The organism is Burkholderia sp. AU15512 (assembly GCF_002223325.1).
Taxonomy (GTDB): domain Bacteria; phylum Pseudomonadota; class Gammaproteobacteria; order Burkholderiales; family Burkholderiaceae; genus Burkholderia.
The window spans coordinates 1,448,418-1,470,874 of record NZ_NKEX01000006.1 but is presented as its reverse complement, the minus strand read 5'-3'; the positions used below and the strand labels follow the sequence as shown (position 1 = coordinate 1,470,874).

Annotated in this window: 19 protein-coding genes and 1 pseudogene; 14 read left to right on the top strand and 6 right to left on the bottom strand. The window is 66.2% G+C overall.

Going from position 1 to position 22,457, the window contains the following annotated elements; all coding sequences use genetic code 11:
* Position 1 precedes the first annotated feature (1 nt).
* From CFB43_RS25925 to CFB43_RS25900, 6 genes are read left to right on the top strand one after another with little or no spacing between them, the layout of a single operon-like run.
* Positions 2 to 505 carry a hotdog family protein gene (locus CFB43_RS25925; protein ID WP_089497140.1) on the top strand — a complete coding sequence of 168 codons (504 nt, stop codon included), beginning with the start codon at positions 2 to 4 and terminating at the stop codon, positions 503 to 505.
* Positions 502 to 1,227 (top strand): 3-ketoacyl-ACP reductase FabG2, encoded by a 726-nt coding sequence (locus CFB43_RS25920; RefSeq protein ID WP_089497139.1) that lies wholly within the window; start codon positions 502 to 504, stop codon positions 1,225 to 1,227. Before CFB43_RS25925 ends, CFB43_RS25920 begins: the two co-directional genes overlap by 4 nt.
* Positions 1,227 to 2,456 carry a beta-ketoacyl-ACP synthase gene (locus CFB43_RS25915; protein WP_089497138.1) on the top strand — a complete coding sequence of 410 codons (1,230 nt, stop codon included), beginning with the start codon at positions 1,227 to 1,229 and terminating at the stop codon, positions 2,454 to 2,456. Before CFB43_RS25920 ends, CFB43_RS25915 begins: the two co-directional genes overlap by 1 nt.
* Positions 2,453 to 3,691, top strand: a complete 1,239-nt coding sequence (locus CFB43_RS25910) for a beta-ketoacyl-[acyl-carrier-protein] synthase family protein (RefSeq protein ID WP_089497137.1) — start codon at positions 2,453 to 2,455, stop codon at positions 3,689 to 3,691. Before CFB43_RS25915 ends, CFB43_RS25910 begins: the two co-directional genes overlap by 4 nt.
* 32 nt (positions 3,692 to 3,723) lie before the next feature.
* The gene (locus CFB43_RS25905; protein ID WP_089497136.1) at positions 3,724 to 4,146 is read left to right on the top strand and encodes a signal peptidase; all 423 of its coding nucleotides are present in this window, start codon (positions 3,724 to 3,726) and stop codon (positions 4,144 to 4,146) included.
* 12 nt (positions 4,147 to 4,158) lie between these two features.
* On the top strand, positions 4,159 to 4,593 hold the full coding sequence (locus tag CFB43_RS25900) for an excinuclease ABC subunit A (protein ID WP_413226755.1): 435 nt from the start codon (positions 4,159 to 4,161) through the stop codon (positions 4,591 to 4,593).
* Between the two features lie 50 nt (positions 4,594 to 4,643).
* Here the strand turns inward: CFB43_RS25900 and CFB43_RS25895 are convergent, their stop codons facing one another.
* On the bottom strand, positions 4,644 to 5,363 hold the full coding sequence (locus CFB43_RS25895; protein WP_089497135.1) for a class I SAM-dependent methyltransferase: 720 nt from the start codon (positions 5,361 to 5,363) through the stop codon (positions 4,644 to 4,646).
* A gap of 108 nt (positions 5,364 to 5,471) precedes the next feature.
* On the opposite strand from CFB43_RS25895, the gene CFB43_RS25890 reads away from it, so the two are divergent.
* Positions 5,472 to 6,719 (top strand): NAD(P)/FAD-dependent oxidoreductase, encoded by a 1,248-nt coding sequence (locus tag CFB43_RS25890; protein ID WP_089497134.1) that lies wholly within the window; start codon positions 5,472 to 5,474, stop codon positions 6,717 to 6,719.
* Positions 6,720 to 6,787: 68 nt separating this feature from the next.
* On the opposite strand, the pseudogene CFB43_RS25885 reads toward CFB43_RS25890, so the two are convergent.
* Positions 6,788 to 7,440: pseudogene (locus CFB43_RS25885) on the bottom strand (DUF2625 family protein).
* A 29-nt stretch (positions 7,441 to 7,469) separates the two neighbouring features.
* Positions 7,470 to 8,327 carry a LysR family transcriptional regulator gene (locus tag CFB43_RS25880; protein WP_089497133.1) on the bottom strand — a complete coding sequence of 286 codons (858 nt, stop codon included), beginning with the start codon at positions 8,325 to 8,327 and terminating at the stop codon, positions 7,470 to 7,472.
* Positions 8,328 to 8,454: 127 nt separating this feature from the next.
* Between CFB43_RS25880 and CFB43_RS25875 the strand changes: the two genes are divergently transcribed.
* Together CFB43_RS25875 and CFB43_RS38520 are read left to right on the top strand one after the other, a co-directional pair.
* On the top strand, positions 8,455 to 9,033 hold the full coding sequence (locus tag CFB43_RS25875; protein WP_179254905.1) for a DUF4865 family protein: 579 nt from the start codon (positions 8,455 to 8,457) through the stop codon (positions 9,031 to 9,033).
* On the top strand, positions 9,033 to 9,203 hold the full coding sequence (locus CFB43_RS38520) for a hypothetical protein (RefSeq protein WP_179254904.1): 171 nt from the start codon (positions 9,033 to 9,035) through the stop codon (positions 9,201 to 9,203). Before CFB43_RS25875 ends, CFB43_RS38520 begins: the two co-directional genes overlap by 1 nt.
* Positions 9,204 to 9,279: 76 nt before the next feature.
* Here the strand turns inward: CFB43_RS38520 and CFB43_RS25870 are convergent, their stop codons facing one another.
* On the bottom strand, positions 9,280 to 11,481 hold the full coding sequence (locus tag CFB43_RS25870) for a glycoside hydrolase family 3 C-terminal domain-containing protein (protein WP_089497131.1): 2,202 nt from the start codon (positions 11,479 to 11,481) through the stop codon (positions 9,280 to 9,282).
* Positions 11,482 to 11,953: 472 nt separating this feature from the next.
* Positions 11,954 to 13,213, bottom strand: coding sequence for an oligosaccharide flippase family protein (locus tag CFB43_RS25865; RefSeq protein ID WP_089497130.1), 1,260 nt, complete (start codon positions 13,211 to 13,213; stop codon positions 11,954 to 11,956).
* A gap of 572 nt (positions 13,214 to 13,785) precedes the next feature.
* On the opposite strand from CFB43_RS25865, the gene CFB43_RS25860 reads away from it, so the two are divergent.
* Entirely contained in the window at positions 13,786 to 15,642 is a 1,857-nt protein-coding gene (locus CFB43_RS25860; protein WP_089497129.1) for a serine aminopeptidase domain-containing protein, read from the top strand.
* A gap of 169 nt (positions 15,643 to 15,811) precedes the next feature.
* Here the strand turns inward: CFB43_RS25860 and CFB43_RS25855 are convergent, their stop codons facing one another.
* The gene (locus CFB43_RS25855; protein ID WP_089497128.1) at positions 15,812 to 16,231 is read right to left on the bottom strand and encodes a hypothetical protein; all 420 of its coding nucleotides are present in this window, start codon (positions 16,229 to 16,231) and stop codon (positions 15,812 to 15,814) included.
* A 128-nt stretch (positions 16,232 to 16,359) separates the two neighbouring features.
* Here CFB43_RS25855 and CFB43_RS25850 point away from each other — a divergent pair, with 128 nt between their 5' ends.
* From CFB43_RS25850 to CFB43_RS25835, 4 genes are read left to right on the top strand one after another with little or no spacing between them, the layout of a single operon-like run.
* Positions 16,360 to 17,586, top strand: a complete 1,227-nt coding sequence (locus tag CFB43_RS25850) for a polysaccharide biosynthesis/export family protein (protein WP_089497127.1) — start codon at positions 16,360 to 16,362, stop codon at positions 17,584 to 17,586.
* Positions 17,587 to 17,645: 59 nt separating this feature from the next.
* Positions 17,646 to 19,919, top strand: a complete 2,274-nt coding sequence (locus CFB43_RS25845; RefSeq protein ID WP_089497126.1) for a polysaccharide biosynthesis tyrosine autokinase — start codon at positions 17,646 to 17,648, stop codon at positions 19,917 to 19,919.
* Positions 19,916 to 21,259 carry an oligosaccharide repeat unit polymerase gene (locus CFB43_RS25840; protein ID WP_089497125.1) on the top strand — a complete coding sequence of 448 codons (1,344 nt, stop codon included), beginning with the start codon at positions 19,916 to 19,918 and terminating at the stop codon, positions 21,257 to 21,259. Before CFB43_RS25845 ends, CFB43_RS25840 begins: the two co-directional genes overlap by 4 nt.
* A 26-nt stretch (positions 21,260 to 21,285) precedes the next feature.
* A complete protein-coding gene (locus CFB43_RS25835) occupies positions 21,286 to 22,455 on the top strand; it encodes an acyltransferase family protein (protein WP_089497124.1) in 1,170 nt (389 codons plus the stop codon).
* Positions 22,456 to 22,457 lie beyond the last annotated feature (2 nt).

The window sequence follows — 22,457 nt, the reverse complement described above, 5'->3', positions numbered from 1 at the left end:
CATGCACACTGGTTCGTTGATCGACGCGCTGCACAGCGGCGCGGATATTCCCGCCGGCGACGTGCGGGACGTGCTGCCGCATCGCGGCACGATGTTGCTGCTCGACGCGATCGGGCGCTGTTCCGAGGCCGGCATCGAGGTGAGTGCGACTGCGCGCCGCGATGCATGGTACGCCGACGGCAACGGCGCGATGCCGGCGTGGATCGGCATCGAGTTGATGGCGCAGGCGATCGCCGCGCATGTCGGCCTGCTCGCCGCCCACGCAGGCGGTCGAGCCAAGCCGGGCGTGCTGCTCGGCGCCAACCGCTATGTCGCGCATCGTTCCTCGTTCGATGCGGATACGGTGCTGCATATCATCGCGCGTGAACTGTTGCGCGGCGACGAGGGGCACGGTGCGTACGAGTGCGCGATTCATGCCGACGGCGTGTGCTGCGCCGAAGCGATCGTCAAGGTGTACCAACCGAACGATTTTCAATCTTTTATCGAAGGGAGCTTCAATTCATGACTCGGCGAGTACTCGTGACCGGCGCGAGCCGCGGCATCGGCCGGGCCGTGGCGCTGCGTCTCGCGTCCGATGGTTTCGCGGTGACGGTGCATTGCCGTACCGGCCGTGACGATGCGGAAGCGGTGGCAGGCGCGATTCACGCGCAAGGCGGCACGGCGAGCGTGCTGCAGTTCGACGTGCGGGACCGTGCCGCTTGCCGACGCGAGCTGGAAGCGGACGTCGAGGCAAACGGTGCGTACTACGGCATCGTCTGCAGCGCGGGCGTGACGCGAGACGGTGCGTTCCCGGCGTTGTCTGAAGAGGATTGGGACGTCGTGATCGAGACCGGGCTGGACAGTTTCTACAACGTCGTCCATCCGTTGACCATGCCGATGGTGCGCCTGCGGGGCGGCGGCCGGATCGTGACGATCGCGTCCATATCGGGCGTGATGGGCAATCGCGGCCAGGTCAACTACAGCGCGGCGAAGGCGGGCCTGATCGGCGCGACCAAGGCGTTGGCGGTCGAACTGGCGTCGCGAAAGATCACGGTCAACTGCGTCGCGCCCGGGCTGGTCGATACCGGCATGCTCGACGACGTACCGCTCGAGCACGCGTTGAAGACCGTACCGATGGGCCGCGTCGGGCAGCCCGACGAAGTCGCGGCGGTGGTCGGTTTCCTGATGTCGGACGCGGCGACCTACGTCACCCGGCAAGTGATCGGTGTCAATGGCGGGATGGTGTGATGAAGCGCGTGGTCGTAACGGGGATGGGCGGCGTGACCGCGTTCGGCGACAACTGGCCGGAAATCGAAGCGCGCCTGAAGGGCGCGAGGAACGCGGTGCGGCGCATGCCCGAATGGGACTGCTACGAAGCACTGCACACGCGGCTCGCGTGTCCGCTGCCGGGCTTCGTGCTGCCGGGCACATATCCGCGCAAGAAGACGCGTTCGATGGGGCCGGTCTCAATGTATGCGGTGCGGGCGAGCGAGCTGGCGCTGGCTGACGCGGGGCTGGCCGACGATGCGTCGATCCGGGACGGTCGCATGGGCGTTGCCTATGGGTCGTCGTCGGGGTCGGTCGAGCCGATTCGCGCGTTCGGCACGATGATCGAGACCGGATCGATGCGGGATGTGACGTCGAACAGCTATGTGCAGATGATGCCGCACACCACGGCTGTCAACGTCAGCCTGTTCTGGGATCTGAAGGGCCGGATCGTGCCGACGTCGTCGGCGTGCGCCTCCGGTAGCCAGGCGATCGGTTACGCGTACGAGGCGATTGCGACCGGGAAGCAGACGTTGATGCTCGCGGGCGGTGCGGAAGAATTGTCCGGCCCGGCGGTCGCGGTGTTCGATACGTTGTATGCGACCAGCACGCGCAACGATGCTGCGAACCTGACGCCGCGCCCGTTCGATGTCGACCGCGACGGCCTGGTGGTCGGGGAAGGCGCGGCGACGCTCGTGCTCGAGGAATACGAGCATGCGATCGCGCGTGGCGCAGTCATTCATGCGGAAATCGTCGGATTCGGCTGCAACTCCGATGGCGCGCATATCACGCAACCCACGGCGGAGACGATGGCGGTCGCCATGAGGCTCGCGCTTCGCGATGCGCGGCTCGACGCCGGGGCGATCGCCTACGTGAACGCGCACGGCACGTCGACCGATCGCGGCGACGTGGCGGAAAGTCACGCAACGGCATTGGTGTTCGACGAGCGCATGCCGATCAGTTCGTTGAAAAGCTATGTGGGCCACACGCTCGGCGCGTGCGGCGCGCTCGAAGCATGGTGGACGATCGAGATGATGAAGCGCAACTGGTACGTGCCGACCCTCAACCTCGACAACGTCGATCCGGCCTGCGCGCCGCTCGATTACATCGTCGGCGATGCGCGTGCGATCGATGCCGAATTCGTGATGAGCAACAACTTCGCGTTCGGCGGGATCAACACGTCGCTGATCTTCAGGCGGGTCGCTGCGTGAGGGCATTCGACAATGCGCGGACGCGCGTCGTCGTCACGGGGCTGGGCATCGTGTCGTGCCTCGGCAATTCGCTCGACGACGTATCGGCCGCGCTGCGCACCGGCCGTTCGGGCGTGAGCGGGGTCGATGCATGGCGCACGCGCGGCTTTCGCAGCCAGGTTGCAGGTGTCGCATCCGTGGGCTCCGCTACACCGTTCGCGCGCAAGCACGAGCGCTTCATGGGCGATACGGCGCGCTTTGCCGCGCATGCAACGGCCTGGGCGCTCGACGATGCGGGGCTTGATCCCGCGGCCCTTCGCTCGCCGCGCGCGGGTGCGATTGTAGGCTCGGGCATCGGGTCGATGGCCGATTACGACGATGCGATGGCGATCGCGTATCAGCGCGGCGTCGACAAGACGCCGCCCTACGTCGTTCCAAAGGCGATGAGCAGCACGGCATCGGCGTGCGTCGCGCAGTTGTTCGGTATCGAAGGCATTTCCTATTCACCGTCGTCGGCCTGTACGAGTTCGACCCTGGCAATCGGGCAGGCCATGCAGCTGATTCGGTCCGGTTGTCAGGACATCGTGCTGGCAGGCGGGAGCGAGGCGCTGCACGACAACATGACGCTGATGTTCGACGCGATGGGCGCGTTGTCCGGCAGCTTCAACGATACGCCTGCACAGGCGTCGCGCCCCTATGCGCTCGGCCGCGACGGTTTCGTGATCGCGTCGGGTGCGGGCATCCTCGTACTCGAATCGCTCGATCATGCGCGTTCGCGTGGTGCACGGATTTACGCGGAGTTGTCCGGCTTCGGTCAATGCACGGACAACGCGGGCATGGCGACGCCCCATGCGCCCGGAATCGCGCGCGCGATGCGCATGGCGCTGGACGGGGCGGAGCGGCGCCCGGACTACGTCAACACCCATGCACCGTCGACGCCGCTGGGCGATATCGAGGAGCTGAAGGCGCTCGACGACGTATTCGGTGGCGACCTGCCCGTGTTCTCGTCGACGAAAGGGATGACGGGGCATCCGCTCGGGGCCAGCGGCGTGCACGAGGCGATCTACACGATGCTGATGATGCGCGACGGTTTCATCGCCGGGACGGCCGTGGGCGATGCACCGGATCCGGCGGTCGCCGGCAAGCCGCTTGTGCATGCCGCGCGCGAAGCGTCGATCGAGCGTGCGCTGTCGGTGTCCTTCGGGTTTGGCGGCAGTTGCGCAAGTGTGTTGTTGGACGCCTGGAAGGGCGATTGAAGTGAACGTACTGAGATGAGAGGGCAAGAACCATGAAGCAGAAGGGATATCTGGCCGGCATGCTGGTCGTGGCATCGTTGCTGGCGGGGTGTGGGACGGTGGTTCGTTCGCTGCCGTTGCCGGCGACGGCAACCGCGCCGGACGCGAGCGGTGTCGCGATCTATTTCGGCGAACAGCCGCATCCGGAGGTCAAGACGAATCTCGGACCGCGTTCGGAGTCGGCGCGAGTGCGGCGTGCGGAAGCCGAGCAGCCGACGTGCGACCAGGCGCTGACCGAAGCGCTGAACCGTCTGCGTACCTATGCGAAGGGGCATGGCGGCAATGCGGTCATCAACGTGACGACCCGCTTTCATGAAAAGCGCTCCAGCTCGACGACCGAATACACGTGCGGCGTAAGCGGCAGTGCCGGCGCGATTGCGGTGTCGGGCGACGTCGTGCAACTGAACGCGCAATAAGGCGGGGGCGACGTGAAATACCGCATTGCGATGGCATTGCTGGGTGCGGCGCTGGCAGTGTCGCCGGCGCATGCACGGGACACGATCGGCAATTATCCGATCGCGGACGCGTTGAAGAGCGGGGACGGCAAGCTGGGCGAAGACGTCGCGCTTTATTTCGGCGACCAGTCGCCTCCGGGCATCGCCAAGTCGTACGGCTCGTTTGCGACCAACAAGAAGACCAACGCGTTCGGCAAGAGCGACGAGGAGGCGTGCCGACACGTATTTCTGTCGGCCGTGATCGAGCTTCAGGCGCGGGCTCGGAAGGAGGGCGGTAACGCTGTCGTCGGCATCAAGAGCAACTACCGCAACGTTGCGCGGTCGAGCACGACCGAGTACACCTGCGGGGCCGGGGCAGTCGTAGCCGGCGTGGCGCTCACGGGCGAGGTCGTGATGCTGAAGCGGTAAGCGGCGGCGTGCTCGTTGGCAGGAGCCGGCCGTGCGGCCGGCTCCTTCGTTCAGGCGGGCTTGCTCGCGGCGACGTTGACGAGCGTTTCGCGACGCTTGCCGGGTTGCGGCGTATACAGGCCGATGCGCTCCAGCAGGCCGAAGTCTTTCGCACGACTCCACCACAGATACGGCAACGACACGTTGCGGGTGTCGAACACGAACCCCGCGTCGCGCAGCATGGCGAGATAGCCGTCGGCGCTTTTCTGGACCTGCATCGGGTGGCGGAACAACAGCCGGATGACCCACGACTTGATATACGCGTCGGTCGATTCCGCGAACAGCAGCAGCCCACCGGGCTTCAGCACGCGGCGAAATTCGGCCAGCGCGCGTTCTTGCTCGACCAGATGGTGAAAGGTCTGATGGCAGAACACGATGTCGACGCTCGCGTCGGCGAGCGGAATCCGTGCGCAGTCCGCATGGTGCAACTCGACCGGCACCGTGCAGCGACGTGCGGCTGCGGACGCGTGCTCGAGCGAATCGTCGTGGCAATCGATGCCGATGATCTTTTCGGGCGAGAATGCCTCGTTCAACAGGCGAAACGAATTGCCCTGGCCGCATCCTGCGTCGAGGATGACCGGGGCGTCGGGCAGCGGCGCTGCGACGAGCTGTTTCAGATCGTTGATGGCCACGCGAAGCACGTGATGTTCCCAGGTATGCGTGCGAAGAAACCAGATGCCGAATGCGGTTTCGGGAACATAGGCAGGGGCTTGCGTGCGGTAAGACGTCATGGGTCCCTCGGCGGTATCTTGGATTTTGAGCGCCTATTGTAGTTTGCAACGCCGAAACGTGGCGCGAGAAACATAAGACACCCAATCAATCGGAATGAAGTGGCAGACATGAATGAAATGAAATCGAACCCGGTCGACGTCGCAATCATCGGCGCCGGGCCGGCCGGTGCCGTTGCGGCGGGATTGCTGCGCAAGGCGGGACGTTCCGTGCTCGTGCTCGAGCGCCAGCACTTTCCGCGATTTTCGATCGGGGAGAGCCTGTTGCCGCAGAGCATGCACTATCTCGAAGAGGCGGGCATGCTGCAGGCGGTCGTCGAGGCCGGTTTCCAGTTCAAGAACGGTGCGTATTTCGTTCATCGCGACCGGATGTCGTCGTTCGATTTCCGCGAGAAATTTTCCGGAGGCTGGGGGACCGCGTATCAGGTCGAGCGCGCGGCGTTCGACGACGTGCTGATCCGCTGTGCGGCCGGGAAAGGTGCTGACGTACGATTCGGCGATACGGTGCGGGCATTTGAACCCGGCGAGCGCCCGCGACTCGACGTCGTCGAGGAGTCCGGCCGAGCATATCGCGTGGAGGCGTCGTTCGTCCTCGATGCGAGCGGTTTCGGCCGCGTGCTGCCGGGGCTGCTCGGCCTCGAAGCGCCGACGGGCTTGCCGACGCGCGCGGCGATCTTTTCGCATGTCGAGGACCGGCTGCCGGCGGGCTCGACCGATCGCGACAAAATCTGCATTGCCGTGCACCCCGAGCGGTGCGACGTCTGGTACTGGATGATCCCGCTGACGAACGGGCGTTCGTCGGTCGGTTGCGTTGCCGACGCCGATTTTCTCGATGTGCCGGAAGCGCAGCGCGAGCAGCGGTTGCGCGAACTGCTGCAGAGCGAACCGACTCTCGCGCGTCTCGTCGGCAGCAAGCCGTTCGTGATGCCGGTGCGCCGCATCGCGGGCTATGCGTCCAACGTCGAGCGCCTGCATGGCCCGGGGTATGCGCTGCTCGGCAATGCGGGCGAATTCCTCGATCCCATCTTCTCGTCGGGTGTGACTATCGCGATGTGCTCGGCCCATCTGGCGGTCGCGACGCTCGAGCGCCAGATGCGCGGCGAGACGGTCGACTGGGCGCGCGACTACGATGCCGCGCTGCGCAAGGGCATCAACACCTTTCGTGCTTTCGTCGAACGCTGGTATTCGGGCGCGCTGCAGGACATCGTGTTTTACGACGACAAGGCACCGGACGTGAAGCGGATGATCTGCTCGATCCTGGCTGGCTACGCGTGGGACGAATCGAACCCGTTCGTCCGGGAACCGGTGCGCGGCCTCGACGTGCTTGCCGAAATCTGCCGTCCGGACCGACGCGCTTGAGCCGATCGCGGCGTTTGCACGGCGTTACCGCGGACGATGCAACGTCGAGGCCCGAGTCCTGGCCCGGCTCACGCACGAATCCTGGATACCTTCGCGGATCCGGGGGCGACATGGAGCGCGTACAGCTCGGACTCGCTGACCGCCTTGCGGCTGCTGTGTTCGACTGATCCATCTTTTGTCCACAGGAACGGATAAAAGCTGAAGCATTGATCCGTCGTCAGATGCTGAACCTCGGCTTGCCAGCCGGGCCAGCGCGAGCTCGTATAGAAGTCATGCGGCGTCTCGCCGAGCGACCAGCGCACGAAGTCGCTGTGATTTCGAGGGGCTCCCATCCCAAGGTGTCGGGTGCAAGGTAGTACACCGAACCGGTGTCTTCGCCGAGTGCGTCGCCGTTCAATGCGAGGAAGCCGCCGACGGCATCGTCTGCGATCAACAGGAAACCGGACGATCGCCCGGTGTTCCAGCCGACGATGTCTCTGAGCAGTCTGGGATGGCGTGAGCCAAGCAGACGAAGGTAGCCTCCGTCCACCAGGATGCCGCCGGTCGAATAGGCGATTGCCCCCAGGGTCGAACGCGTGGATACCTGAAGTGCTGAGAGCACTTCGCCACGCCGATCGGATGCGGGCAGTATTTCGCAACGGTGACGGGCTGCTGCCGCCCATTCGATCAACGTCGGGAGCGCTGAATCGCGTTCGTTTACCAGTTCGTCCAGCGGGTGCATATTGTTCTGCGGGCTGTTCGAGCGAAACCTCACCGCGCGCCGACCGACGACCGCAGCGCCGCGCCCAGCGTGCGCAGCGCCTGCCGGGCCCGCGCATCGGTCAGGTTCGAGTAGAGCACGACGTCGCGCGCCGGCAACGGCGGCAGCCCGTATCGCGCGCCCACGTCGACCGTCCCGACGGGCGCCACGCGATGCCCGAGCGCGGCGACGGCCAGCCCCGCGGACACCGCCGCGCCGATCGTCGCCACGCCGCCGCCGACGAACACTTCAGTCCACGCCACACCGGCTTCGTCCAGCGCGCCGATCGCCATGTGGCGCACGCTGCACGGCTCGGCCTGCGTCGCGAGCCGCAGCGGTTGCGGCGGATGGTAGTCGAAATCGGTCGCGGCCATCCAGCCGAACGACTCCGACAGCAGGGTTTCCCCATCGAGCCGCCGGCTGCCGTGCTGTAGCGCGACGGCGGCGTCGAGCTGGCCGCGATCGAACGCATCGAGTACGTCGCGCGACGCGGCGACCCGGATCTCCAGCACGAGCCCCGGTTCCGCTTCGCTCATGCGCCGAAGCAGCATCGGCAGATCGGCGCCGACGGCATGATGGCTCACGCCGATCACCAGCCGCCGCTGGCCGGCGCCGAACGCGCCGACCGCACCCTGGTGAGCTGCTACGAGCTCGCGCGCGGGTTCCAGGAACGCGGAGCCGTCGGCCGACAGGCGAACCTGCCGCGGCGTGCGTTCCAGCAAACGGCGGCCGAGGCCGTCTTCAAGTCGCTTGATCTTCAGGCTCACCGCGGACTGTGTCGTGTCCATCGCCTCGGCGGCCCGCGTGAAGCTCTTGAGGTCGGCGGTCAGCACGAACGCCTGCACGGCTTCGATGTCGAGCGTTTTCATCACGCACTCATCCATTGAGAAAATGAATCATTGAAATATTCTGCCATCGTCTTTTCAAATGATTCAAGGTCTTCTACGCTGTTCTCGAGCCGTTCGGAATCTACCTTGTCAATCCCAGGAGTCGATCATGCTGACCGCATACTACGTGCACCGCCTGCCGGCGGACTACGACCTCGACATCATCCGCAATCGCGTGCGCGAGCGCGGCAGGCTCTGGGACGACACGCCGGATCTCGTGTTCAAGGCGTTTCTGCTGCGCGAGGCGGGCCGCTACGGTGCGACGGAAAACGGCTATGCGTCGCTTTATCTTTGGCGCAATGAACAGGCGTTCGCCCGGTTCGTCACGGACGGCCGCTATCGGGTCGTGACGGACAGTTTCGGGCGCGCGCCGATCGATGTGCAGGTCGCGCTCGATGCGCGCAAGGGCAGCGCGTCGACGGGACGCTTCGTGCGGCTGGAGGCCGTCGATATTCCGGCGGACGCCGACCTCGATGCGACGCTGGCACGGGAAGTCGAGCGCAATCGCGATGTGGCGGCGCGGCAGGGTACGGTTGCGGCCGCCGTCAGCCTCGATCCGCTGCGCTGGCGGCTGACGCGCGTGCTCGTATCGGAGCAGGAGCCGGACGACGGCGGCGCAGGTCCGGTGTACCAGGTCCTGCATCTGGCCAGGCCGTTGCTCGATACGCTCGAAGGGAGTGGGGTGTGATGGCCGGCGCTGTGTTCCGATCGCGGGCCGGGTCGGCGGGTGAGCCCTGCGGCTCGGCATCCGCGCGATTGCCGGCCGGCCTGGTGGTCGTCGCGCATCTCGCCGGGCTGGCGGCGGGGATCGCCGCGATTGCCGCGCTCGCGACGGTGCTGGCGCTGTTGTTCCGGTAAGGTGCGCGTTTGCGGATGAGTGAATACGGAAGCGCCGCGCACGACGCACGCGGCGCTTCCGTCGGGTGATGACCGCTCAGTGCCCCTGCAACCGGATATCCCGCGACGACGCACCGATGTACACCGTCCCACCCGGCACCACGCGCCAGCCGTTACGCGACGTATCCCACACGCTCTGCATCCGCGGTGACACGGTCACGTGCACACGCCGCGCCTCGCCCGGATTCAGCCGGATCTTTTCCCAGCCGACCAGCCGCTTCGGCGGCTCGTCCTTGTACGGCACGCCGAGATAGACCTGCGGCGTTTCCGCGCCGGCGACGCGCCCGTCGTTGCGCACCGTGAACGCGACGCTCAGGGCACCGTCCCATTGCTTCGACACCGACAGCCCCGAATACGCGAAGTGCGTGTACGACAGCCCGTAGCCGAACTCGAACATCGGCTTGATGTTGTGCGCGTCATACCAGCGATAGCCCATGTTCAGCTTTTCCGCATAGACGGGATCGTTGTCGAACGCGCCGTTTTGCCCCCAGGCCGGCGAATCCTGATCGCGCGCGGGGAACGTGACGGGCAGTTTGCCGGACGGATTGACCGCACCGAACAGCACGTTCGCGATCGCCTTGCCGCCGGCTTCGCCCGGATACCACGCCTCGACGATGGCCGACACGTTGTCCTTCCACGGCATCAGCACCGGGTTGCCGCTCTGGACGACGACGATCGTGTGCGGATTCGCGCGGGCGACGGCTTCGACCAGTGCGTCCTGGTTCGACGGGTTCGCGAGGCTCAGGCTCTGGAGATCGCCGAAATCCTCGCCGGCCGGCTGCGCGACCACGACGATCGCGACGTCCGAGCGGCCCGCGAGTGCCGCGGCCTGGTCGATCTCCTGCTGCGTGTACGCGCGGAACGGCGACTGCTGATCGCTGTTGCCGGCATACGTGACCTGCGCGGCCGGCGCGAGCGCGCGGATCGCCGCGACGATCGGCACGTCCACCTTCAGCCACGGATTGCGCCACCAGCTGCACCCCGTCGATGACCCGAACGTCAGGCCGCCGCAGCCCGCGAACGATCCCGATACGGGGTCGCGCGTGTTGCCCGAGCCGCCGCCCGACAGCACGGCCGCATCGGCATGGCCGCCGATCACGGCGATCCGCGACAGCGCCGACGCGGCGAGCGGCAACTGGTTGCCGTCGTTCTTCAGCAGAACGATCGACTGCTCGGAGGCCGCCTGCGCGAACCGGTTGCCGGCCGCGAAATCGATCGTGCCGCCGCCCTTGGCCGGATCGTCCATCACGCCGACGCGGATCATCACCGCGAGCTTGCGGCGCACCATGTCGTCGAGGCGCGCGGTCGACACCGAGCCGTTCGCGATCGCCTGCTTGACTGCCGCCGGCGTCAGGTACACGCTCGGCCCGACGTCTTCTTCCTCGTCGAGCCCGGCGTTGATCGCGGCGGCGGTGCTGTGCGTCGCGCCCCAGTCGGACTGCACCTGGCCCTGGAAGCCCCATTCGTTCTTCAGCACGTCGTTCAGGAGATGGGGGTTCTCGCACGCATAGGTGCCGTTCAAGCGGTTGTAGCTGCACATCACGCTGCCGGGCCGGCCGCGCTTCGCGGCGATCTCGAACGGCAGCAGGTAAAGCTCGCGCAGCGTGCGTTCGTCGATCTGCGTGTTGCCGCCCATCCGGCCGTGCTCCTGCTCGTTGCCCGCGTAGTGCTTGATGGTCGCGATGACTTTCTGCCGCTGCGTGGCGAGCGTGCGTTCGGCGAGCAGGTCGCCGGCCAGCAGCGGATCCTCGCCGAGATACTCGAACAGGCGGCCGCCGCGCGGTTCGCGCGCGAGGTTGGTGCCGCCGGCGAGGCCCATGCCGAATCCTTGCGCGCGCAACTGGATCGCGACCTGCTTGCCATAGTCGTACGACAGGCGGCGATCCCAGCTCGCGGCGACGGCGATCGTCGCGGGGAACGTCGTGCTGGCCTGCGACGTGCTGCCGGAGCCGGTCGCCGAATCGACCATGTTCAGGTCGGGAATGCCGAGGCGCGGCACCCCCTGGATGTAGCCGGCGCCGCCGCCCGGCACCTTTGACATTTCGTATTGCGAATGAATGAATTGCAGTTTTTCGTCGAGCGTCATCTTGCGCACGAGCAGGTCAGCGCGCCGAGCCGCCGCGGCCGACGCGAATGCGTCGGTCGCGTCGCCCTGCGCGTTGAAATCGGCGTCGCCCGCGTAGGCGGTGGTGCAGAGGGTCGCTGCCAGCACGACGGCCGGCCAGAGTGTGTCCCGCATGTTGCTCTCCATGATCGTATTGCCGGTTGTTCGGATGATGTCTGGAGCTGCGCACGTCCGGTGGATTCGCACCGGACGCAATTGGCCGGCGATGCTGGGTGGTTGCGCGTCGGCATGCCGGGCCAGGCGGGGAATCGTTACGGCCGGTTGGGCCCGATCGAACCTCGAGGACGGCGACGCGGACCGCCCGGCGCTGCCGAATCGGATGTAGCGATTCTCTGCAGCGACCAATCGTACAAATGTAGTTTGACTACAGCATCGGTGTTTCTACCGATACGTGTGATCTTTATTTCGTAGGGGCGCGTAGCGGGGCGGAAAGACGGTCATCGTTCCCGATCGAGCGTGCGCGGAGGAGTAAGAAGTACCTGTGTGCGAGCGTGCGGAGGCGGCGGGCAATCAGGGGGCGTGTGGCACGGTGCGGTTCGTTGCGCTCGCATCGAACGGAACACCGTCCGATGCCGGCCACCTCGCGCTAGCCGCGTCGCGCGACCGGACTGCCGGGAAGCGGAATCCCGGCGCGATAGACGACGGTGGCGAGCGCTGCGGCGACCGCCGCCTCGGCCGTCAGCACGGCGGCGGCTGCGCCCAGCTCGGCGAAGTACTTGGCGAGCACGGGTACCAGCACGATGTTCAGAATGCCCGATGACATCAGGATGCGCGTGAATGCGGACTTCATCCCGAGCGGCAGCATCGTCTGCACACCGAACAGGTCGGTCATGCCGGCCATGAACGGAATGAAGGCCATCCAGCGCAGCACCTGGACCGTCGGTTCGTACGAAGGGCCATACAGGATGCGTACGGCGAGCGGCGCGCCGAAGAAGATCGCGAGCGAGATGCCGAGCACCATCGCAACCTGCACGACGAACAGCTTGCGCAGGAACGAGAACGCATCGTTGCGCGCGTGCCGCATCAGGTAGTTGATGCGCGGATAGGTGGCGGCCTTCAGCGGTTGCAGCATGCTGAGCGCCGCACGGATCAGCTTGTCGCCGGCGGCGAAGTAGCCTGCCGCGACGTTGCCCGATACGAAGCCGAGCAGCACGGTGTTGGTCGACGCATAGAACGCGATGGACGTCGACGCGAGGAACACCTGCCAGCCGCCTTTCAGCGATTCCGCGATGTCGGAGAACTCCACGCGAATGAAGTCGATTTCGCGCTGCGCATAAAGGTAGATGGCCAGCACGATCGCGGACAGCGTCGGGACGGCTGCGTTGACGATCATCGCGCGGTCGATGTCCGCCGGGCTGTGCACGAGCGCGAACATCGCGGGCAGGCTCAGGATGCGGCCGATGAACAGGATCACGCTCAGCGCGCGCAGTTTCTCCATGCCCTGGAAATACCAACCCGGCGTAAACGCCACGCCGGCCACCATGCCGAAACCGATCAGCAGCAGATCGCGGTCCTCGCCGAAGCGCTTGAACAGGAAAGTCAGCGCGACCAGCACGATGAAGCAGATGACGGCGATGCCGATCTGGGCGTACAACGTCGCCCAGAAGATACGGGAGCGCTCGGCGCGGTCGTCGCGGGCGAGCGCGATGCGCGGCGTGGCGGTCAGGTCGAAGCTGTAGCTCGTGCAGTTGGTCAGGTAGGCGATGACCGCGAGCGAGAACGCGAGTTGGCCGTAGCCTTCAGGCCCCAGTGCGTGCGTCAGCAGCGGCGCGATCATCAGCGGCACCGCGTACATCGAAATCTGCAACGTCAGCAGCAGCAGGAAGTTCTTCTTGAGGTTAGACATTCGCTCGGTCGGCGCCGTGGGTGTCGCGGTGCGGCGGCATGGGGCCGCGATGCGTGTGTGCATCCGGTCGGCGCTGACCCGGATTCATGGGTGGGTGGCGCGTCCGGCGTCGCCGGGCACGGCCACATCATCGTATGGCGGCCATGATACCGGCCGCACGAGACGACTGTGTTCGCGAGCCTACCGTTCGCGGATGCCGTGCGCACGTATGCGTGGATCCCGACACCGCGCACACCGTCGCGCGTCGTCGTATCGCGACAGTGATGAATCCATTTGTAAGCTGGCGCACCGAAGGACGCTCGAACCGGGTGCTTTAATCGAGCGCACAGTTTTGGCTCACGCTGCACGGGTTCCCGGCGCAAACCGTGACGGCGTGCCGGGCACGCAACATCACCTCCCGCGGGCATGCGGGCAGGGTAACGAACGAAACAGGGCGGGCCGCGCAGGGGCGCGGCTGGGGGCGCCGCCGTGTGTTCGTCGAGCAGTCGCACGATCGTGGAATCGCTCATTTCGGTGGAGCCGCCGGAACACGCGTCCGCGTCCGATAAAAATACCGATCCGAGGAGTACCGATTGAAGCCGATTACATTCGGCAGCTGCGTGGGGTGGCTGCACGAGGGACAGACGACACAAGGGGTGGTCCTGTGCGAGGCATTGGGCCACGAGGCATCGTGGACGCACAAGCTCATGCGGGCGATCGCCGAACGCCTTGCCGGCGACGGCGTCACGGTGCTGCGGTTCAACTATCCGTGCAGTGGTGACTCCGCGGGCGACGATCTCGATGCCGGTCGCTATGCCGCGTGCATCGACAGCATTCACGATGCGATCGACATGCTGCGCGACCAGGTCGGTGTCGCGTCGCTGACGCTCGTCGGAATCCGTGCGGGCGCGCTGTTCGCGATGCTGGCCGCCGCGGGCAACGGCCAGCGTCCGTCGCCGCGCGTCGACGCATTGGCGGCCTTCGCGCCCGTCGTGCGTGGGCGCGCGTACCTGCGCGAGATGTCGTTCGTGCATCGCCAGTGGCTCGACATCACGTCGCCGGCCATTCGTGCCGCACATCGCGACGAACCGTGCATGAACGTGCTCGGGCACCGCTTTCCCGACGATTTCGTCGATGCGCTGAAGGCGGTCGATCTGTGCGACGTCGTGCGCGATGCAGCGACGTTGCCCGGCGCGGTGCTGCTGATCGATCCGGATCAGGGGGACGGCCCTGCGTTGCGCGATGCACTGCTCGCTCGCGGCGTCGACGTGGCCACCGACTCGTTCCGCGAATGGTCGACGACGATGCTGGACGGTACGCGCTCGCGCCTGCCGCTCGAGGCGATCGACACGCTCGCGAACTGGATCGCCGAACGGGCGCCGCGCGCGGCGACAGGCATCGACCCCGCGCGGCCGCTGGACCCGTCATGGAATGGAGCGCCGGCTGTCGCGCTCGACATGACGGACATGACCGAGCAGGTCGTCGCGGTAGGGCCGGACCGGGTGGTCGGCGTGCTGTGCCGTCCCGCCGATACGGGGCCGGCAAATCCCGTCGCTCCGGCACTCGTGATCGCGAACACGTCGACGAATCCGCGCAGCGGAGAAGGGCGCTTCAGCGTGCGCCTCGCGCGCACGCTCGCACGCGCCGGCGTGACGACGCTGAGGATCGACGTGCATGGCGTGGGCGACAGCGGGGCTGCCGCGCCCGACGACCAGGCGCCGGTCGTGTATGCACCGCAGTCGAGCGACGACGTGGCGGCCGCCGCGGACTGGCTGCGTGCACTCGGCTACCCGGAGGTGATCGCAACCGGCATCTGTTCGGGCGCCTATGCGGCATTGCATGCGGCCGTGAAGACGCCGTCGCTCGGCGGCGTGATCGCGATCAACCTGGCGCGTTTCGTGTGGCCGGCCGGGCTCTCGCTGGAGGCGGTGCAGAAGCAGCGGAACAATTCGGTGCGCGGCTACTGGCTATCGGTGCGCGACTGGAAAAAGTGGAAGGGCCTCGTGCGCGAACGGCGCGATTTGCGACCGATCGTGGGGGCCGTCGCCGCCAATGCGATCGCGCGGGTCAGCGTGCCGATGAAAGAGGCCGCCGCGCGCTTCGGCTGGAAGCCGCGCGCCGGTACGCCACGCGGCGTGATGCACGTGCTGGCGCAACGCAATGTCCGGACGACGCTGGTGTACGGCGCGCTCGATCCCGGCATCGACGACGTGCGGCGCCACTTCGGTGCGATCGAGCGCGCGTTCAGGCGCTCGCGTCACGTGCGACTGCATCTCGAGCCGCAGGTCGATCACGCGGTGTACGGCGCGGTCGGCACGGACATCGTGATCGGGCTTTGCATGCAGGCGCTCGGCCGTGATTCGGCGAGGCCGGTCGTGCGCGTTTCCGATCCTGCCACCCTCGAAGCGGCCGCAGGATCGTACGGGAGCGTGTCGGTCGGCCGGCCGTGACGGGCGCTGTGCCGCATGCGTTGCTCGCAGTGGCGCGTCGGGGTGCGATCGCGCCCGCGTATGAAGATGGGCGTTCGGTGGGGTTGCTCACAGACGCGCCGTTTGCCGTGGTGTCCAATCCCTTATCGATGCATGCGCGGTCATGCCGAGGCATGCCCGGCCGGGTGCTTCAGTCCGGATCGGCTGGCGCGTCAAAGGGTGATTTCGCGTAGGGCGATGCGTACAACGTGCCACTGCCCCATGCGTCGTCGGCCGGTGTGCCGGCCACCTGCGCGCGATGCGGGCGCGCCGGTACGAGCGGCCGGCGCAACGTGCTGTGGGCGCGCGGGTCGGGCTGACCGGCGGCGCTCGCGGCGGGACGCGTGAGCGCGGGCGCGGCATTCGCGGATGCGGGCGTGGCAGGTTCGGCGGCCGCGCGTGCGACCGCCGCTTGCGCCGAACGCTGGGGCGGCACCGGGCCCGGTAGCGTCGACGACGCAAAGGACGGGGTGTCGGCGGGGCTGCTGGACAGCGTCTGCGCACCGGCGGTACAGACGAAGCCGGCCGACACGATGCAGACGAACGACGAAAGCGATGAAGAGAAGTTCATGACGAATCGTATGGAGTGACGTGCGGTGAAGAGGGCGGTGCGGCGATGCAATGCGAGCCGCGCTGGGCAAGCGTAATGCCGGAATTCGCCGCGTTCGGCGGGTTACCGCACAGTTTTGGAAGGACATCATGTCAATCACCACGCAACCGGAATCGACGCTCGGCACGCCGAGGCCAGGCCGGACCATCGCCCGTCGCGCATCGTGGCGGTCGCGCCTGGCGATCGCGGCCGCCGCGTGCGCACTGAGCGCATGCGCGCTGTCGCCCGGCATGACTTATCACCCGCCGGCCGAGCGCGACGCGAATGCGCGCGTGAGCGCCGACGCATCGGGATCGGGCGGCCTCGACGGCGTGCAGAACGTGTCGAGCGAGGATCTGATCGAGATCACGCCGGCCTTCGTCGCGCAGCATCATGCGGGGCGGCCGGCCAACGTCGACGCGGAGATCCGCCAGCTGTTCGGCAAGCCGGTGCCGTACACGATCGGCCCTGGCGATGTGCTGGGCATCGTCGTCTGGGACCACCCCGAGTTGAACCTGCCGACGACGCAGACGGTCGGTGGCGGCGACGGGGTCGGCGCCAGCTCGGTCGCGACGGGCTACACGGTCGATGCGAACGGCAACGTGCAGTTCGCTTACGCGGGCCTCGTTCACGTGGCCGGGTTGACCGAGGCGCAGGCAGGCGCGCTGCTGATGAAGCGGCTCGGCGAATACGTGCGCAAGCCGCAGCTCTCGCTGCGCGTGCAGAGCTACCGCAGCAAGCGCGTCTATCTCGACGGCGAGGTGCGCACGCCGGGTCTGCAGATCGTCAACGACATGCCGATGACGCTGCCCGAGGCGATCGACCGTGCGGGCGGTTTCACCCCGACGGCAGACCGCTCTCAGGTTTCGGTGACGCGCGGCGACAAGACCGTGAACGTGAGCCTGCCCGCATTGATTTCGGCGGGCGTGAATCCGTCGAACATCCTGCTGCGCGACGGCGATCTCGTGCGCGTGCGCGCGGCGAGCGACGCGAAGGTGTTCGTGCTCGGCGAGGTGTCGCGCCCCGCGACGCTGACATTGACTGACGGCCGGATGAGCCTCGGCGAGGCGCTCGGCGACACGGGCGGCGTCAGTCAGTACACGTCCGACGCGCGCCAGGTGTTCGTCGTGCGCCGTGGCCCGGACAACCGACCGCGGGTGTACCACCTCGACGGCAGTTCGCCCGCGTCGTTCGCGCTCGCCGACCAGTTTCCGCTCGAGCGGCGCGACGTCGTGTTCGTCGATGCGTCGTCGCTCGTGCGCTGGAGCCGCGTCGTGAACCTGCTGATTCCATCGTCCGCGCAAGGTGCGCTGACGGCGAAGGCCATTTCGCCGTGATATTCGCGGCGGATTTTGTGACCGCGACGGTGCGTCGCGCCATACGGGACTGAGGCTGTATGAATACTTCGACCCTGCCTGACTCGCACAGCGGGCGCATTCCGCGGCCGTCCCATTCGGTGCGCCGCTACTGGAGCGTGCTGTATGGCGGCCGGCGCCTGATCCTTTGCACGGCGCTTGCGGGCGCGATTGCCGGAGGCCTGTATGCGCTGTGCGCGGCCCCCGTCTACCGCACCGACATCCTGTTCCAGGTCGAGCAAAGCCAGACCGACTCGAAGCAGACGTCGCCGCCTGGCGATCCATCGTCGGTGTTCGATCTGAAGACGGATGCATCGACGGAGATCGAGGTGCTGAAATCCCGCGCGGTGCTCGATCGCGCGATCGACAGCACCAACCTCGCGCTCGACACCCGACCGCATTACCTGCCGCTGATCGGCTGGCGATTCGTGAATGCCGCCGACGGGTTGTCGTCGCCGTTGCCGGGCGGATACGTGTACGGCACCGAGCGCATCGACGTGCCGACCTTCGACGTGCCGAAACGACTGCTTGGCAAGCGCTTCGCGTTGACCGTCGGCGATGACGGCGCCTATACGCTGCAGCGCACCGGCCTGTTCGGCCGGAAAGGGCCGATGTGGCAGGGCCGTATCGGCCAGCCGTTGCACGTCGAGACGCCGGAAGGCGCGATCGACGTGTTCGTGCGCGGTGTGGCCGGCAAGCCCGGTGCACGCTTCGACCTGACGCGTTACAGCGACGAGGAGGCGTCCACGTGGCTGCAGAAGAACGCGCTGATCTCGGAGCGCGGCAAGCAGTCGAACATGGTTGGCGTGACGCTCGACGGCACCGATCCCGTGCAGGATAGCCGCGTGCTGAACGCGATCGGCGACGCGTATCTGGCGCAGAACACGCAACGCAAGTCCGAGGCGGCCGACAAGCTGATCCGCTATATGGACGGCCAGTTGCCGCAGTTGAAGGCCCAACTGGAGGCGGCGGAAAACCGCTTCAATGCATTCCGTGCATCGCACGGGACGGTCAATACGAGCGACGAAGCGCTGGCACTGCGGCAACAGGCAGTCGACATCGAGACGCGCGTGCAGACGCTGCAGCAGCGGCGTGAGGAACTGATGACGCGCTTCATGCCGAAGCATCCGGCGGTTGCCGCCGTCGATGCGCAGCTCGCCGATGCGCAGCGTTCGCTCGACACGACACGCAAGCAGATCCAGCAGCTGCCGACCGTGGAGCAGGGCGTGCTGCAACTGCAGCGCGACGTGGCCGTGGATACCGCGCTGTACACGAACTTGCTCAATACGCGCCAGCAGATGGTCCTCGCGCGTGCCAGCAAGACCGGCACCGTGCGGATCGTCGATACGGCGAAGATCGCCGAGCAGCCGATTGGTCCGCATCGCGGGGTTGCGGTGGTCGGTCTCCTGATGGTGGGCCTGCTGGCTGGCGCGGCGATCGTGATCGCCCGGCAGCGTGTCGTCGGCACGATCGGCGACGCGGAAGAAATCGAATGGGCGACGGGGCTGCCGGTATTCGCGACCGTCCCGCACAGCGCGATCGCGGCGGCAGCGGAACTGCGGTCCAAGGCCGGCCGGCCCGGTCCGCGCACATCGATTGCGCCGGTCGGCGCGCAGGACGCCGCGCTCGAAAGCCTGCGCGGTCTGCGCGCGTCGCTGCAATTGGCGATGCCGGCCGCGTCGAATCCGGTCGTGCTGATCTCCGGGCCGACGACGGGCGTCGGCAAGTCGTTCGTCGCTGCGAATATTGCGTCGCTCGCCGGTGCCGCGAAACGGCGGGTCCTGCTGATCGACGCCGATCTGCGCAAGGGTTCGCTGCACGACCGGTTCCGCTATAGCCGCGCGCCGGGGCTGTCGGACGTGGTGGCGGGCACCCATGCGCTCGACGAGGCAATCAAGCGCGGTGTCACACCGGGCCTCGATTTCATCGCGATGGGCAGCGTCGTTTCCGATCCGGGCGAACTGCTGCTGCAGCCCGCGTTCGCCGAATTAATCGGGCAGCTCGCGTCGCGCTACGACATGGTGGTGCTCGACGGCCCGCCGCTGCTGCCGGTCGCCGATGCGCTGGTGCTGGGGCGTCTGGCGGGCACGGTGTTCCTCGTCGCGCGTAGCGGCGTGACGACGCTGACGGAGCTCGACGAAAGCGCGCGACGGCTCGAGCACGCGCATATCGATGTGCGCGGCGTGATCCTGAACGATTACCAGGGCGCGCCGGGGCGGTACGACTACGGCTACTCGGATACGAATACGCATCAGGCCGCGTCCGGATACGCCGGAGCGATGGCGCAGCGGCAAAGCGTGGAGCGCGCGTCGTGAGCGGGCGAGCGGGCAGCACGGGGGGCGGGCCGCGGGAGCGGGCGGTAACACGGCGCAGAGCGGCAAGCAGGAGCGATCACGCCGGCGGTTATACGGGCTATTGGTGGGAAGATCCGGCGCGGCTCGTGCTGATGTTCATCCTGCCGCTGTATGGCCTGCTTTCACTGAGCCTGCTCGGTGACCAGAAATCGATCGCACGGATCTATTTCGACAGCTACTACGCGTTTGTCGGCGCGTTGTTCCTGATCGCGCTGACGGCGGCGGCGTGGCTCGCGACGACCGAGGTTCGGACGCGGCGCGGGCCGCCTCCCGCCGCAGTGACGCTGTCGCCCCGCGTGCTCGATTTCGTCTTCGCGCTCGCGCTGTTCGGTTATGCGCTGTTGCTGAGCGGCATCCTGTTGCATCCGGCGCTGCTGATCGCGTTCGTGCGAGGCGAAGCGAATGCATATGACATGCTTGAACTGAAAGGGCGCATCACGGGCCTCAGCACGTTCACGCAGGCCACGGCACCGTTTGTCGTGCTGTATTTCTATGTGTTCAGGACACCGGTAAAGGGCCTGAATCGCTACAAGATCTATTTCGCCGTGCTCGCGGTGCTGACGCTGCTGCGCAGCTTCATCTTCGCGGAACGGCTTGCACTGATCGAGATGGTGATGCCGCTTGCGCTCATGGTCGTGCGGTTCCGGCTCGGCGGACGGTATGCTCGTCTGCTGACGCTCGGTCCTTATGCGGCGATTCCGTTGCTGTTCGGCCTGTTCATCGCGAACGAGTACAACCGGTCGTGGGAAGCCTATTACGTCAACATCTACGACAACCTGTTCGATTTTGCCCTCGAGCGTCTGGGCCTGTATTACTCGACTGCATTGAACAACGGCGCAGGAATCGTGAGTGTGCTGGGCTGGAACCAGGGCCACCCGATGTTCACGTTCGACTGGCTGCTGCGCTTCCCCGTCATCGGCGCGACGTTGCAGCCGTGGCTCGACTCGAGCGACAGCATCAACCTGTTCCTGAACAGCTACGCCGACCCCGAGTTCAACAATCCGTCAGGAATTTTCGTCCACTTCTACGAGTGGGGATGGTTAGGTTTGCTCGATGCGATCGTGCTCGGCTGGGCGATTGGCCGAAGCTATGCGGGCTGGCGGACCGGAAACGGGTGCTGGTGCTGTATCCATGCGGTGCTGTTCGTCTCGGTCATGGAAATCATGCGAACGCCGAACCTGTTCAGCGGGCGGAATTTCGTGCCGGTCGTCCTGTTGATCGGCGTATTCCGCTGGTTTGCCAGGGCACCGGCACGCGCGACGGGGCATGCCGCGCCGAATCGACATCATCGAGTCGCTTGATCATTTTTCGGTTGCCGCTACCGTCCATGGCTACACATAAACAGAAATTCGAAACGCTGGACGGATTGCGCGGTATCGCGGCCATCAGCGTGATGTTCATGCATTTCCTCGAGGATCTGCCGATTCCGATACTGCAGAGCGCCTATCTTTCGGTAGACGTATTTTTCATGCTGAGCGGATTCATCCTCACGTACTCTTACGGCGAAAGACTGCTTCAGGGAGCGTGGCAGGGCGCGTATCTGAAGCGACGCGTGATTCGTCTGTATCCGATGATAGGCATCGGGATGACGATAGGGCTGGTGAGTCTCGTCGTCATGCGAATTCAATCGTCGGCGGCGTTTTCGTTGGGCAACCTGGCGGCAGCCGCCGGGCAGAATTATTTTTTCGTTCCGTATTTCGGCCGTTTCCTGGTATCCGGATTTGCCGGCGCCGCGGGTCACGGCTTGCCGGCGGTAGACGATCCCGGCGCGTTTCCGCTGAATCCTCCGGCGTGGTCACTGTTCTTCGAGCTGGTGGCGAGCGTCGCGCTGATCGCCGCAATCAGGATGAGCGAGCGGCGCCTGATGAGGCTGGCATACGCGTGCTTCGGTGCTTTCGTCGTGTACGGCGTGCTCGTGGGCCTCGACAACGGCAAGGTCTCGATCATCCTCAATCAGGGTTGGTCGGCCGACAATTTCATGGGCGGATTCTTCCGGGTCGGCTACGGGTTCCTCCTGGGCGTGGCAATCGGAAAGATGTACGAGGCGAATCTCCCGGCGAAGCCGCATTGGTTCATCGCCAGGCTCGTCAAGAACGACTACATGCTGTTTGTCGCCTTCGCGCTGGTCATTGCGTTTCCGACGTCGATCAAGGGAACGTATTCGGCGGCGATCCTGCTGTTCGTCGCCCCCGCGTTGGTCTATCGCGGTGCGACGCTCGCGCCGAGCGGCAAGACGATTGCACGGATCAGCGCGTTCCTCGGCTGGATCTCGTATCCGCTTTACTGTGTGCACTATCCGGTCGGCAGGCTGGTGTTCGCGTATGCGCCGCAGGCCGAGAGCCACATTGTCAGAACGGCGATGCTTGCCGCGTTGCTGTCGATGGCGGCCGCCGCTGTCCTCGCGAAATTCGTCGAGGAACCGATCCGGTCGTATCTGGGCACGCGCTTGTTTGCGAATGGTCGGATCGCGAACGGCAGCGCGATCAGCGCAGGATAAGC